The organism is Enterovibrio makurazakiensis (assembly GCF_050336585.1).
Lineage (GTDB): Bacteria > Pseudomonadota > Gammaproteobacteria > Enterobacterales > Vibrionaceae > Enterovibrio > Enterovibrio gelatinilyticus.
The window spans coordinates 1-13739 of sequence record NZ_JAKJSE010000036.1; the positions used below are offsets into that span (position 1 = coordinate 1).

The 13739-nt window shown below is 47.4% G+C and carries 11 protein-coding genes and 2 tRNA genes; 6 read left to right on the forward strand and 7 right to left on the reverse strand.

Translation table 11 applies throughout. From position 1 onward, the window contains the following. Nucleotides 1-5 precede the first annotated feature (5 nt). Both L4D06_RS22825 and L4D06_RS22830 read left to right on the forward strand, forming a co-directional pair. A tRNA-Tyr gene (locus L4D06_RS22825) sits at nt 6-90 on the forward strand. Between the two features lie 66 nt (nt 91-156). Beyond that, nucleotides 157-241: transfer RNA gene (locus tag L4D06_RS22830), tRNA-Tyr, on the forward strand. A gap of 66 nt (nt 242-307) precedes the next feature. Here L4D06_RS22830 and L4D06_RS22835 read toward each other — a convergent pair. Then, nucleotides 308-1276: a glutathione S-transferase family protein gene (locus L4D06_RS22835; RefSeq protein WP_429741587.1), complete on the reverse strand. Its 969-nt coding sequence runs from the start codon at nt 1274-1276 to the stop codon at nt 308-310. 226 nt (nt 1277-1502) lie between these two features. Then, nucleotides 1503-1931: a hypothetical protein gene (locus L4D06_RS22840; protein WP_429741589.1), complete on the reverse strand. Its 429-nt coding sequence runs from the start codon at nt 1929-1931 to the stop codon at nt 1503-1505. A 211-nt stretch (nt 1932-2142) separates the two neighbouring features. Here L4D06_RS22840 and xthA point away from each other — a divergent pair, with 211 nt between their 5' ends. Beyond that, a complete protein-coding gene (gene xthA / locus L4D06_RS22845) occupies nt 2143-2949 on the forward strand; it encodes an exodeoxyribonuclease III (RefSeq protein ID WP_429741591.1) in 807 nt (268 codons plus the stop codon). 216 nt (nt 2950-3165) lie between these two features. Here the strand turns inward: xthA and L4D06_RS22850 are convergent, their stop codons facing one another. From L4D06_RS22850 to L4D06_RS22865, 4 genes are all read right to left on the reverse strand, one after another. Continuing rightward, entirely contained in the window at nt 3166-3888 is a 723-nt protein-coding gene (locus L4D06_RS22850) for an ABC transporter permease (protein ID WP_274165193.1), read from the reverse strand. A gap of 11 nt (nt 3889-3899) precedes the next feature. Further along, nucleotides 3900-4601 carry an ABC transporter permease gene (locus tag L4D06_RS22855; RefSeq protein WP_274165194.1) on the reverse strand — a complete coding sequence of 234 codons (702 nt, stop codon included), beginning with the start codon at nt 4599-4601 and terminating at the stop codon, nt 3900-3902. A 181-nt stretch (nt 4602-4782) separates the two neighbouring features. Continuing rightward, nucleotides 4783-5547, reverse strand: a complete 765-nt coding sequence (locus tag L4D06_RS22860; RefSeq protein WP_274165195.1) for a transporter substrate-binding domain-containing protein — start codon at nt 5545-5547, stop codon at nt 4783-4785. A gap of 111 nt (nt 5548-5658) precedes the next feature. Further along, on the reverse strand, nt 5659-6429 hold the full coding sequence (locus L4D06_RS22865) for an ABC transporter ATP-binding protein (RefSeq protein ID WP_274165196.1): 771 nt from the start codon (nt 6427-6429) through the stop codon (nt 5659-5661). A gap of 382 nt (nt 6430-6811) precedes the next feature. On the opposite strand from L4D06_RS22865, the gene L4D06_RS22870 reads away from it, so the two are divergent. Then, nucleotides 6812-8458, forward strand: coding sequence for an ABC transporter substrate-binding protein (locus L4D06_RS22870; RefSeq protein ID WP_429741594.1), 1647 nt, complete (start codon nt 6812-6814; stop codon nt 8456-8458). Between the two features lie 4 nt (nt 8459-8462). On the opposite strand, the gene L4D06_RS22875 is transcribed toward L4D06_RS22870, so the two are convergent. Beyond that, nucleotides 8463-9623, reverse strand: a complete 1161-nt coding sequence (locus tag L4D06_RS22875) for a tetratricopeptide repeat protein (RefSeq protein WP_429741596.1) — start codon at nt 9621-9623, stop codon at nt 8463-8465. A 206-nt stretch (nt 9624-9829) separates the two neighbouring features. Between L4D06_RS22875 and ycaO the strand changes: the two genes are divergently transcribed. After that, nucleotides 9830-11584, forward strand: a complete 1755-nt coding sequence (gene ycaO, locus L4D06_RS22880) for a 30S ribosomal protein S12 methylthiotransferase accessory factor YcaO (RefSeq protein ID WP_274165199.1) — start codon at nt 9830-9832, stop codon at nt 11582-11584. A gap of 487 nt (nt 11585-12071) precedes the next feature. Next, nucleotides 12072-13616, forward strand: coding sequence for a DUF3360 family protein (locus L4D06_RS22885; protein ID WP_274165200.1), 1545 nt, complete (start codon nt 12072-12074; stop codon nt 13614-13616). The last annotated feature ends 123 nt before the right edge of the window (nt 13617-13739 follow it).

Sequence of the window (13739 nt, forward strand, 5' to 3'; positions counted from 1 at the left end):
CTTGTGGTGGGATTCCCGAGTGGCCAAAGGGATCAGACTGTAAATCTGACGGCTCCGCCTTCGAAGGTTCGAATCCTTCTCCCACCACCATCATTCGCTTTGTGGCTTGATGGATAACATTAAGAACGCAACGCACACAGAAAAAGAAAAACTCGTGGTGGGATTCCCGAGTGGCCAAAGGGATCAGACTGTAAATCTGACGGCTCCGCCTTCGAAGGTTCGAATCCTTCTCCCACCACCATCATTTAAAAAGCCAGCTCTCAGAGCTGGCTTTTTTCGTTTCAGTCAACGCTGGCGTTAACACCCTTTACTGACCAACACTTCCTCTGCCATGAGGTGCCCAGAGATCTTGTTCCGGCCCTTTTGGCACAACGCGAGTTGGGTTGATGTTGGCGTGACTGTAATAGTAGTGACGCTTGATATGGTACATATCAACGGTTTCAGCAACGCCCACCACTTGGTATAGCTCTTTCAAGTAACCGAACAAATGACGATATTGCGCGATCTGCTGACGGTTACATTTGAAATGCCCCACATAGACAGGGTCGAAACGCACTAGCGTGGTGAACAAACGCCAATCTGCCTCTGTGATTTTATCTCCAGCAAGATAGCGATGACTCGCTAAATGGGCGTCGACCTTATCGAGTGCCGCAAACAGATTATCAAACGCTTCTTCGTACGCGCCTTGAGTGGTCGCAAAACCATTGCGATACACACCGTTGTTAATGTGTGGGTAGATATAGTCGTTCCATTCATCAATGGTGTGACGAAGCGCTTCGGGGTAGAAATCTTCAGTATTTCCCGTGATGTCATTAAACGCTGAGTTAAACATGCGGATGATTTCCGACGACTCATTGCTGACAATGGTTTGGGTTTGCTTGTCCCAAAGCACTGGTACGGTCACACGGCCGGTGTAATCAGATTTTGCCTTGGTATACACCTGATGCATGAAGTTAAAGCCATACAGCGCTTCTGGTTCATCAAATTGCCACCCACTTTCCAACATGTCAGGGCTGACCACAGACACGTCAATATGTTGCTCAAGCCCTTTAAGCTGCCTGAAAATCAGTGTGCGGTGAGCCCAAGGACAAGCCAGTGAGACATAAAGATGGTAGCGACCAGATTCGGCTTTGAAGCCTGCTTCTCCTGTTTGTCCAGCATCTCCCATTGGCGTGACCCAGGAACGAAAACCTGCATCTTCTCGCACAAACTTTCCGTTCGATGTTTTCGTGTCATACCAAACATCATGCCAGACACCTTCCACTAATTTTCCCATTGTCTCTCTCCTCAATGCATTTATACCCAAACAACCTGAAGATGCTCGATGTTTGGGTATAGATTCAGTGTATAAAGTCACGGCGATAAAGTCGGCAGTAAGATTTTGGCAGACTTATTCGAAAAAATTGAACAGATAAACAAAAAGCCCTCAGTACTAGAGGGCTTTTGTCAGAACATTTGTGTTCACGGTGCGTTGTGTCACTTTTCACTTAAGACGGTCGCACTTAAGAACGACCACCTAGCATGCTGATATTGAAGGTGACATTTCGCGCCGCACTGCCATCAGGATAGGTTTCTTGAATTTCTATTTCATCGTCTTCTATAGCAAAACGAATGGTAGGGTCTTGTGCTTGATCTCGCCATCTACCTTCATTTTGCGACCAAATAGCACGAGTTTTATCCACTTTACAGCGAACATGCCACTTGTTTCCGTCGTCGGGGCGCGAGTAAGACATATAGAAGATATCGAGCTCGGTCTCCGCATCTTTGACGATTTTGTCCGTCGTCATGATGGTCGGACTTTTCCCTTTAATAGCAGCAACGCTCGCTTTGCATATTTGCTCGGTTGTGAAGTCTCCATATTCGCTGCACCCTACCAAGAAAACCAAAGCCGATGACACCAATGCCGTTTTGATCAGCGTGTACATTTTCATGAAAGGCTCTCCTACTGTTCGCGAAATTCAGACAACGTCTTGATTGCCAATAACAATGTTTTACTACAGCATAGTTGTAAATATTAGACTCTGCGTTGTAAGGCATTTCCGAGGTTTTTATCGAGCGCCTTTAAGCAACCATTCAGAACTGAGATCAGGTACACTAAGCCTACGCTCGACGGTTTTCACAGATAGAGAGAAGCACAACAACATGAAAGTCATCTCATTCAATATCAATGGCCTACGCGCCCGCCTTCATCAGCTTCAAGCATTAATCGAAAAACATCAGCCCGATGTGATTGGCTTGCAAGAGATTAAAGTACACGACGAAGCGTTTCCTCTCGCAGACGTAGAAGCCATGGGCTACAAGGTGTATCACCACGGTCAAAAAGCGCACTACGGTGTCGCTATGTTATGTAAACAAGAACCCGTCAGTGTTCAAAAAGGCTTCCCTACTGATGATGAAGACGCTCAACGCCGCATGATCATGGCGACGTTCAAGCAAGAAGATGGCAGCGAAGTGACGGTATTGAATGGCTACTTCCCGCAAGGTGAAAACATTGCCCACGAAACCAAGTACCCTGCAAAGATTAAATTCTACAAAGACTTAATGACGTACCTCAATGACGCGCACACGAACGATCAAAACGTGATTGTGATGGGTGACATCAACATCAGCCCTATCGATCTTGATATTGGTATCGGCGACGTCAACCGCAAGCGCTGGCTAAAAACGGGCAAGTGCTCGTTCCAACCAGAAGAACGAGAAATGCTCGCCACGTTGATGGACTGGGGCTTTGTAGACACCTTCCGCCAACAATTCCCGGATGCTGACGATAAGTTCTCGTGGTTCGATTACCGCTCACGCGGCTTTGACGACAACCGTGGCCTGCGCATTGATGTGGTTTTAGCCACAGCGCCCTTGGCGGCGAAGTGTGTTGATACTGGCATTGATTACGAACTGCGTGGCATTGAGAAGCCATCAGATCACGCGCCAATTTGGGCAACCTTCGGGTAAGAGCGGAAGAGAAGATCCTAGAAAGAGCAGGTCCTAGATCCTAGATCCTAGATCCTAGGGAAGAGCTTTTGGTTACAACGCCCACAAAAAAACGCCGATATTCGGCGGTTTCTTTTTATTTGCTTGAAAGCACCTGCTCTCCCTAGGACCTGCTTTTCCTAGACCCTAGGATCTATTTCTTGTCCTAGGATCTATTTCTTATCCTAGAACCTGCGCTTAACTCTCCAACGGTCTTAGGTGTCTGTGCCAGCGGTGCTCTAAACGCTTAAAACCATAAACAATGGTGAAGGTCAGGCATAGGTAGATAGCCGCCACAAACAAGAACGCATCAAACGGTGCATAGAAACGTGCGTAGATGTCTCGAGCTGCGCCTGTCAGGTCAATGATCGTCACAACCGAAGCGATGGAACTCGCATGCAGCATGAATATCACCTCATTGCTGTAAGCTGGCAATGCACGACGAAATGACGATGGCAGGATAATGCGGCGCAAAATAGTGAAACGCGACATACCATAAGCCACACCTGCTTCGATTTCCCCACGGGGCGTTGCCATCATCGCACCGCGTAAAATCTCAGTGGTATAAGCAGCTGTATTCAGCACAAACGCAATCAAGCAAGGGTAGAACGCGTCTTCAACGATAGCCCAAAACATGGACTGCTGAATGCCTTCTATTGTCGCCACACCGTAATAGATCAAATACAACTGAATAAGGAGTGGTGTACCACGGAAGATGTACACATAGACCCAAACTGGACGGTTAATCCAAGGGTTTTTCGAGGTTCTAGCGACCGCTAACGGCACGGATAAAATCATGCCTAAAAACAGGGAAAGTACCACCAACTGGACTGTCATCGTCAAACCACTCCAATAGTGAAGGATGGTGGTTGAAGTGAAAATCTCATTCTGGTCGAGAAACGCGTATATAGATTCTAACATTCTGACTCTCCCTAGCCTCTTACCACACCAGCACTGAACTTACGTTCAAGTCGCTTTAGGCCAAGCTCCGATACAGACGTGATCAGCAAATAAACCATCGCGACTGGAATGAAGAATTTAAACGGTTCGTTCACCGCCCCTGCCGCTTCTTTTGCTAGACGCGTCATGTCCGCTAATCCAATCACAGAAACCAGTGCCGTGGTTTTAACCAGTACCAACCAGTTGTTACCAATACCTGGCAATGCGTGGCGCATCATTTGCGGGAACATGATGCGACGGAAAACCATCCAGTTGCTCATACCATAGGCGGTTCCTGCTTCAAGCTGACCACGGTCAACTGCAAGGAATGCACCGCGGAAGGTTTCCGCCATGTACGCACCGAAAATGAAACCAATGGTCGACACACCCGCAGTGAATTCATCAACGTTAAAGAACACGTCGATTTCATAGCTGTCATAGAGCCAATCAGAAAAGTTGTTGAGCATGATCTGAACGCCGAAGAAGATCAGCAACATCAGAACTAAGTCCGGCACGCCGCGAACCACAGTGGAATACACCGTCGCCACGCCACGTGCGATACGATTATTGGATAAACGGGCCATCGCTGTGACCAAGCCAAGCAGCAATGCGATCACCGCTGAAAGCACCGCCAGTTCGACGGTAAGAATTGCGCCCATAAAAATGGAAGGGCCATAACCATGCAGATCTAACATCCTTTACCTCCTGCACGTAAAAAAACCGACTTCGATTGTCATCGGTCGCAAGGGAGCATATCCGGCGCCCTTTGGAACGCTCTGTATATCGTTAGCTCTGTGCGTTAACGGTATACAGGGTGTTGCTTTGAACTTGAGGGCGAGCATTCAACAAGGAACGCTCTCCCTCAATGACGAGCAATTACATTTTGATATCGTACTTGAAGTACTTGTTCATGATCTCGTCGTAAGTACCGTTTGCTTTCACTTCATCCAAAGAGGTGTTGAAGATAGCAAGTAGGTCTTTGTCACGCTTGCGCATTGCTGCACCAACGCCGCCACCCAGCTGGATGTTTTCGCCAACAGTTTTGAAGTTAGCACCGTCAGATGCACCCAAAATCGCCGCTTCACCCACAGGGAAATCAATCAGAACCAAATCAAGGCGACCGCCTTGTAGGTCAAGCACCAAGTCATCACCGGTTGTGTAACGCTTGATTTCTGCCACTTTACCGAACGTGTCAGTAGCGTGGTTGTCTTGGATCGTACCGCGCTGAACACCGATACGCTTGCCTTCGAGAGAAGCAACGTCATTAGGGTTAAGGGTTGAGTCTTTTGGCGCAAAATAGCCGCTTGGCGTGTTGTAGTAAGGCTTCGTAAACGCAACCTGCTTTGCACGCTCTTCGGTGATAGACATAGACGAGAAGATCACGTCATATTTGCGTGCTTTCAGACCTGGGATAATACCGTCCCATGCTTGAACCACCCAGCTACAGTTCAGCTTAGCGTTTTCACACACAGCATTACCGAGATCCACTTCGAAACCCGTCAAGGTGCCATCAGGTGCTTTATATTCGAAAGGTTCATAAGGTACATCAACAGCGATGCGCACATCTTTCCATTCTTTTGCTTGAACAGCTGTCGCACCAAGTGCAGCAGTTACCGCTACAGCAACTAACCATTTTTTCATCTTTCTGTCTCCTTATGGATATTTGAACCAGATGGCGAACATTCCTTTTCCATCTGCCGAATATGCGTAGCTACGCGTGTATAAATTGAAGAGCGTTAGTAAATTGAAGCTCTAATAAATCGAAGAAATAAACTGTTTCAGACGTTCTGACTCTGGTGAAGTAAAGAGCTTTTCAGGGTCACCCTGCTCTTCCACTCGACCTTGATGCAAAAACATCACGTGATTAGACACGTCGCGAGCAAACGCCATCTCATGAGTTACCACAAGCATAGTACGCCCTTCTTCCGCGAGGATTTTCATCACATTGAGCACTTCACCGACCAATTCAGGGTCAAGTGCAGAGGTGGGTTCATCAAACAAGAGCGCTTCAGGCTCGACAGCAAGCGCTCGCGCAATGGCGGCACGCTGTTGTTGACCACCTGAAAGGTGACCGGGGTAGTAGTCTCGACGCTCATAAAGGCCGACACGCTGTAAATAGGCTTCTGCGCGTTCAATCGCTTCAGCTTTAGACACACCTAAAACATGTATAGGTGCTTCGATGACATTCTCCATCACCGTCATGTGTGACCAAAGGTTGAACCCTTGGAAAACCATGGCTAATCGCGAACGGATGCGTTGAACTTGTTTTTCACTGACGGGAACGGCTTCACCGCCACGACCGTTCTTCATTTCAATCAATTCGCCGTTCACCCAGATTTCACCACTGGTTGGCGTTTCAAGAAGATTGATACAACGAAGAAACGTACTCTTACCTGAGCCGGAGGAGCCAATAATTGAAATCACATCACCGCGATGTGCATCCAGAGAAATTCCCTTTAATACTTCATGTTGACCAAACGTTTTGTGTAGGTCTTTGATTTGCAGCGCTACTGCTTCCGTCATGCGCTTGACTCCTGTCATTCTGTTAGCACGTCGCTTTTAACACTGTAGCGCTTGGTTCCCATGTTGACATGCTCTACTAATCAATGAGTAATAGAGAAACGCTAACAAAAGGGCGAGCTCGATGGTTCAATTGACAATCTTGCCATTTTCACCCGTGCTACAACACAATTCACTACTTAAGCTCGTTTCTGTGAAAATAACACCCATTAGTTCCGACAGCAACAATTTGTTAACCTTTAAGTCAGTAAAAAATAAGTCATTTAAAGTGCATAAATAAACAGACCGCCAATTTGCCATGGTATCGATTTCATTGCTGGTTTAAAAAGGTTAGTGTAGGGTGTGTTTTGATAGAATATTCTTATATTTCAATGTCGAGAGAACTATGCTTCCCCGCTTGCTGACACTGTGTCTTGCGCTTGTCTCTTTTGCAGGCATGACGACGACCAACACACTCTCCATTATTCCTGAGTTATCGAACGGGTTTGTGCAGAACTACAACCCCTTTCGCACGGATAAGCTGGCAACAACGCGAGATTTCATCTTCGAGCCATTGATGGTGTTTGAGGACGATATGGTTCACTATCGCTTGGCAGAAAGCTATGCCTTATCTTCTGATCTCAAAGGCATTACTCTCAACCTGAGAGAAGGCATTCGCTGGTCGGATGGCACGCCTTTCTCAGCAGACGACGTTACGTTCAGTTTATCGTTACTCAAAAAAGAGCCCGAATTGGATTACAATTCACTTGGCAAGTGGATCGAACGTGTCGAAAAACGTGGCAAAAATGAGGTGTACGTCTCGTTAACTCACCCGAACGCACAAATTGCACTGCAACTGCAAGAAGCCATTATTGTTCCCGCTCACCAGTGGCGCGATATTAAAGATAAACGCTTCTATCTCAATGCGTCTCCCATTGGTACAGGCCCCTTTACTCACATTAAGGCATTTAGCAGCAACAATATCGTCCAGTGCCGCAATCCATACTATTGGCAGCAAGATGAATTAAACGTTGACTGCATCCGCTATCCGCAAGTTCGCAGCAACGATGAACTTATTTCCCGCTTAAGCAATGGGGAATTCGATTGGGCCAGCGCGTTTATTCCAGATATTGAACGCAACTATGCGTCTTACTCTCCTGACTATCGTTATGACTACAAGCCATCAACCATTGTCAGCTTGTTGTTTAACTTCGACCACCCCGATCCGGAAACGCGAAAAGTCATTCAAGACGTGAGATTTCGCCGAGCCGTTTCCATGAGCCTCGCTCGGGAGCTCTTGATTGACGTTGCAGTATTTGGCCAAGGTGAAATAGCCGCATTTGCCAGTGGGTTAGAACCTAGGTTTAAAGATTGGATCACACCATCGGCTGCGGAGCAGCATCTATACTACATTCGCTTTCACCCGAAGGCGGCAGCACGTTTACTGGATGAGATGGGCTTAGAAGACAAAGATGGGGATGGATTTCGCGATTTACCGTCCGGAGCGCCGCTCACTTTGCGCTTGATTTCACCATCAGGGTGGAGTGATTTCGTGTCTGCGGCGAATATCTCTGCTGAAATGTTATCGGCGGCAGGTATTCATGTCGTTAGCCAAGCCGTCTCCTTTGGCAATTACACAGATTTGATGTCCAGTGGTCGCTATGACATGGGTATCACCAACTATTTTTCTGGCCCCACCCCGTACCGTTACCTAGATTCCGCATTTAATAGCCAATATCAAACCCCAAACGACGCACGTTTTTCCCAGCATGGCTATCGTGATGAAAGCATTGATAAATTACTGGATGACTACTTACTTACATCAGATAAGAGCGCTCAAAAGGAAATCATCAATCAACTTCATTTACGCATTTCCAAACAACAGATAACCATTCCTCTTTACTACAAGTTTGAAACGGTTGAATTCACCACGTCACGGTTCAAAGGCTGGCGAATGCTAAAGGATGGTTCACCCAATGTGCCCCCTATTTGGTACACAGAAAGGGCGAGACTGATTCAGTTATTGGCGTTAGAGCCTATCGACGATTTCTAGTACGTTATTGATTCATCATCAAATCGAGCGTTTTTAACCACACAGTCGCGTCGCTCTCTGGGTCAAGCTCAAGAAGCATTTCATAAGCAGAACGCGCCAAAGAGAGTTGACCGCTCTTCATGGCGCTGTAACCCAGTATTTCCCAGAAAAATGTGTCGTCGCCACCACCTAAATCAATGGCTTGTTGTGCTAAGGCAACGGCATCAGGCCACCGTTGAAGCCGAGACGCAATACGACATTGGGCTTTGAGTAGATACAGCTCTGGCTCTTTGTTCAGCGCTGACGCCACATCCCAAGCCTTTGACCACTGCTGGGCTTCCATGTGGTACTGCAGTTTACGCTTTAATAAGTCACGACTCGCCAGTAAATCCTCGTCTTTGATCCCCTGGTCCAAAAACGCCATGGCTTTCTCTGGTTGCCCCAGCATGCTGGAAAATTGCGCCATATCCAGATAGTCCGCGTCTGTTAATGCCGACCCTTTTTTCTGTTCTTCCTTCAAAATAGCCAGCGCTTGTCGTATCGCGCCGAGTTGGGCGTAGGCCATGGCTTGTTTTTGCTGCCAGCGTAACGCATGACCAAATTTTTGCTGGATGATACGCGTGGTATTGATCAGTGCACGATGCTGTTTAAGTTGCTCCTCACTCAGTGCTTTTATCTGCCAGACAAATTCCGGAACATCCGCATAGCGAGCAATAATCGCATTGGTTTGCACGAGCGCTTGGTTGTAGTCCTTTTCTGTGAAAAGTGCGCGAGCATAAAGTTGCTCTACGGGCTGGAACGGCGGGAACTCTTCCAAATAAGTAAGCCCATGAAGCACAGCCATATCGGCTCTTCCTTGCTTCATCGATAAAGAGACAAGTGCACCCAAAGTATCCTGACGAAGACTTGGCGGTAACTGGCGGTATTGAATGGCCTTGCTGTAAGCGGTGTAAGCGCGTTGATAATTCCCTTCGTGCAAATAGATGAAACCCAATAGACGTTGATGCAATGCCTCTTGTTCGTCGTTATCAGCAACAATCGCTTTCGCAAGGTCTGCCGCTTCGCGAAATTGTTCTTCTGACAATAGCTTTTCAATGCGATTCAGGTGCTTGGAGAAATCAGGATCGCTGGCCTGAACTGGAAACATCACACTGAATAAAAGAATGCCGACGCCAATTACTTTCATATCCCTCAGCCATTAACGGGTTGATATCTCGACTATAACGTAATTTAGACAACTGCTGCTTATCTGAGCGTCTATTTTTTGTGGATAATTAGCAATATTTTGCAGTACACCCCAAGTAACTTGGCTTTAACCTCGGAACGCAAGCACCTTCAGGTTGTTTGGGTATACGTATATACTCCCTCCTCCGTTATGAGACAGAGAATCCGATGAAAACCTATATACCTGGTAAAGATGCAGCGCTGGAAGAATCCATTAACCGCTTTGAGGAAAAACTCTCTGCACATGGATTCAATGTTGAACCTGTTTCTTGGCTGAACCCTGTACCCAACGTCTGGTCAGTTCATATCCGCGACGTCGACGCGCCAATGAATTTCACCAATGGCAAAGGGGCGAGTAAGAAAGCCGCGTTAGCTTCTGCGTTAGGTGAGTACTTTGAGCGTTTGTCTTGTAACTATTTTTACGCCGATTTCTACTTGGGTGATGACGTTGCCAATGAGGCATTTGTGCATTATCCAAACGAAAAGTGGTTCCCGCTGACTGACGATGATAGCTTGCCAGAAGGTTTGCTAGATGACGCGATGTCCGCCTTCTATGATCCTGAAGACACGCTAGCTGCCAGCGATCTTATCGATCTACAGTCGGGCAACGAAGAGCGTGGTATTTGTGCGCTACCTTTTGAGCGTCAGCGCGACCAACAAACCGTTTATGTGCCGATGAACGTTATCGGTAACCTGTATGTGTCGAACGGCATGTCAGCGGGTAACACCCAAACAGAAGCGCGTAGCCAAGCACTGTCTGAAGTGTTCGAGCGTGCAATCAAAAACCGCATTATCGCTGAACGCATTAGCATGCCTGAAATCCCTGCAGAGGTGATGGCGCGTTACCCGTCAGTTCAAGCATCCATCGATGCACTGATTGCCGAAGGTTTCCCTGTTGTTGCGTATGACGCATCACTGGGCGGAAAATACCCTGTGATTTGTGTGGCGCTGTTTAACCCAAACAACGGCACCTGCTTTACTTCTTGGGGCGCACACCCACGTTTTCAGGTGGCACTAGAGCGTACCGTGACGGAATTGCTTCAAGGTCGCAGCTTGAAAGACTTAGATGTGTTCGAAGCACCGTCTTTCCACGATGAAGATGTGGCGGATCACCACAACCTCGAAACCCACTTCATTGACTCATCAGGCACAGTATCTTGGGACATGTTCAAGTCTACCGCTGATATTGAATTTGCAGATTGGAACTTCGAGGGCACATCGCAAGAAGAGTGCGATTGGTTGCTAGGTAAACTGCATGCTGAAGATGCCGATGCCTACATCGCCGATTACACCCACCTTGATGTGAATTGCTGCCGCGTCATTGTACCGGGTTGGTCGGAGATTTATCCGCCTGAAGAAATTCAACTGTGCAATAACAACCGCGGTACAGATCTGCGTGACGCCATGTCAATGCTGATCGCCTCTGAATACAGCGATGATTCTGTCGAGTTCTTGTTTGATGTGCTTGAAATGGCAGACTTTGACGACAGCTATATGGTGTGTGAACTGATGGGCATCGCTCCAGACGCGAACACGGTGTGGAAGTCACTCACCATTGGTGAACTGAAATGCCTTCTGGCACTAGCAATGGGCGATTTGGAATCTGCACAAGACTTCGCCGCATGGAGCATGGACTACAACGCAACCATATACAGTCAAGAGCGTACCGTGTTCATGCGCTGCCTGATTGCGAGTCTAGAGCTTGCTCAGGATGAGAATCGTGATCCGGTTGAATACCGTCAGGCATTTGGCTTTATCTATGGTGACAGTGTGACGGAATCAGTGTGGCAGTCCATTTCTGGCGATATCCGATTCTATGGTTTAACGGCGCCGAATAGCTCGTTAACCGAGTTTGGTGCGCATCAAAAACTGATTGGCTCTTACCTGAAATTGCAAAAAGCCAAAGCTCTCGCAAGCGCATAACCTCAAGCCACCAACAGCGCCCATTTTGTCACTGCACAATATGGGCGTTTTTGTACCGCCTCCACCACAAACCCACGTCCATACAAACCATATTGATTTGCATTCGTGACATGCATCCGAAAACTATTCATTCTTGCTGGATGAAGTTCAATGTCCGCTGTAAAACACGGTTAAACAGACCTCCCTGTAGCACGCTAATTCCTCTTATTTTGGTAATTTTATTTCATTTCCGCAGCTAAAATGGCACTTTTAGCAGCATTATTCATCACAAGAACAGAAAACGACCAATTCTGGCACATCTAAAGTGTAATTTATTTTCACGAAAATGATCTAAATCAAGTTTGCCACCATGAGGTTTGTTAGTATTCATGTAACGAATTTTTGGCTCTCAGCTTGATATGGTTTGGCCCGTTACTCAGTGCCTAACATTCACGTAGAAAGTAGAGGGCTTTGTCAGTTCTGTTTGCTTTTGTACGTAGAGGACTTTATGTCAATCCAAGCTCCATCAGAGCAAATCGGTGATAAGGCGCAAAGCGAATATCAAGCTAAGCACCGTCCCGCTTCAGAGTTCGAAACTCGTTCAGAATACCTGGACCACGAACTCCAAATCATGAACCCACGCCGCTACAAGTTAAACCTTCCTGGTCGTGACTTCCGTTTCGAGCTAGAAGATCTTGTTCCTGCGCTTGCTGGTACCATTGGTATCATCGCGATGTACTCAGCAGTAATGATGTCTTGGGCTGAAGGCTTAACTGCCGCATGGGACCACATCGAGCTAGGTAAAGAGTTCGCCATCGAAGTTGCACGTGTAGAAATGCTTATTCCAGCGTTTCTGTTCTGTGTTCTTGCATCGGGTTTCATCAACCCTCGCGCCAACCTCGCGGGCAACCATGGTCCAATGATCCCACTTATCGGCACGATCGCTCTTGCCGGTGCGCACCCTCTTGCATTAGCAATTTTGATTGGTGTCTTTGGTCTAGCTCTGAGCTTCCTTAAAGGGGGGTCCAAGCTGGTTAACCTCACCTCTGAAGGTACCGCTGGCGGCTTGCTGATATTCCTCGGTTTAACAGGTACCGTAAGCCAAATCACGTCCATCCAAGAATGGGCAGTTGGCATTCAATCGCCAACGGTTGAAGCGGGTAGCATGGGCTATGTCGGCCTAATCGTTCTTGCCGTGACCATTGCGCTTTACGCACTTCTTGCAAAGTACAACAAGCGTTGGCTAGCTATCCCAGTTTGTGCCTTTACAGGCCTGGTTATTGCGCTTGCACTTGGTACAGGTTTTGACATCCAGTTTGTTACAGAGACAGGTTTACCAAACCTAAACCCTGTTTACTGGTGGGGTTCTACCTCTGAAGGTTGGATGCTTGGCATGCCAAACGCTCAACACTTCATTGCATCGTTGCCATTCGCTATTTTGGCTGTTGCTATGTGGTCGCCAGACTTCCTCGGTCACCGTATTTTCCAAGAACTGAACTACCCGAAAAAAACGGAAAGAGTACTGATGGACGTGGATGACACCATGACCATGTGTTCTATTCGTCAAATGGTAGGTACAGCAGTGGGTGGTGGTAACATCACATCATCTTGGGGTACATACATGATCCCAGCAGCGATTGCTAAACGTCCAATCCCTGCAGGCTCTATCCTTCTGGGTCTATTGGTGATGATTATTGCGATTCTGGGCTTCCCAATGGACGTTGCAGTATGGCCACCAGTAATGCGCGTTGCTCTGCTTGTAGGTGTATCACTACCTCTACTTGAAGCAGGTATGCAGATGGTTAAAGATTCCAAGTCTTCACAGGCAGCGGGTATCTGTATCTTCGGTGCGGCGGTTGTTAACCCTGTACTTGCATGGGCGCTAACCATGTTACTAGACAACAACGGCCTAATCGGCGACAAAGAGCGCGCAGCGCGTTTGTCTTTCGTGGATAAAATCGTTATCCCTGTTGGTGTATTGGTTATCTGTTTGGTCGCTATGCTGGCAGTCGGCATGTTTGAAGGCCAGTACGGCATCCCTGCTCTACTGTAAGTTCTGATTGGGCAGCCTAAATTGGCTGCCCAAATTACTATCCAAAACTGGGTAAGAGAGCGTAAAATCAAGCACGTTTCGAATTAACGTTATTGCTTTTACCGTTTTTTAATTCGCGTACTG

What these genes read in the sequence shown, in the direction of transcription:
- L4D06_RS22835 (WP_429741587.1), bottom strand. Translation starts at nt 1,276, where the DNA reads ATGGGAAAATTAGTGGAAGGTGTCTGGCATGATGTTTGGTATGACACG.
- L4D06_RS22840 (WP_429741589.1), bottom strand. Translation starts at nt 1,931, where the DNA reads ATGAAAATGTACACGCTGATCAAAACGGCATTGGTGTCATCGGCTTTG.
- xthA (WP_429741591.1), top strand. Translation starts at nt 2,143, where the DNA reads ATGAAAGTCATCTCATTCAATATCAATGGCCTACGCGCCCGCCTTCAT.
- L4D06_RS22850 (WP_274165193.1), bottom strand. Translation starts at nt 3,888, where the DNA reads ATGTTAGAATCTATATACGCGTTTCTCGACCAGAATGAGATTTTCACT.
- L4D06_RS22855 (WP_274165194.1), bottom strand. Translation starts at nt 4,601, where the DNA reads ATGTTAGATCTGCATGGTTATGGCCCTTCCATTTTTATGGGCGCAATT.
- L4D06_RS22860 (WP_274165195.1), bottom strand. Translation starts at nt 5,547, where the DNA reads ATGAAAAAATGGTTAGTTGCTGTAGCGGTAACTGCTGCACTTGGTGCG.
- L4D06_RS22865 (WP_274165196.1), bottom strand. Translation starts at nt 6,429, where the DNA reads ATGACGGAAGCAGTAGCGCTGCAAATCAAAGACCTACACAAAACGTTT.
- L4D06_RS22870 (WP_429741594.1), top strand. Translation starts at nt 6,812, where the DNA reads ATGCTTCCCCGCTTGCTGACACTGTGTCTTGCGCTTGTCTCTTTTGCA.
- L4D06_RS22875 (WP_429741596.1), bottom strand. Translation starts at nt 9,623, where the DNA reads ATGAAAGTAATTGGCGTCGGCATTCTTTTATTCAGTGTGATGTTTCCA.
- ycaO (WP_274165199.1), top strand. Translation starts at nt 9,830, where the DNA reads ATGAAAACCTATATACCTGGTAAAGATGCAGCGCTGGAAGAATCCATT.
- L4D06_RS22885 (WP_274165200.1), top strand. Translation starts at nt 12,072, where the DNA reads ATGTCAATCCAAGCTCCATCAGAGCAAATCGGTGATAAGGCGCAAAGC.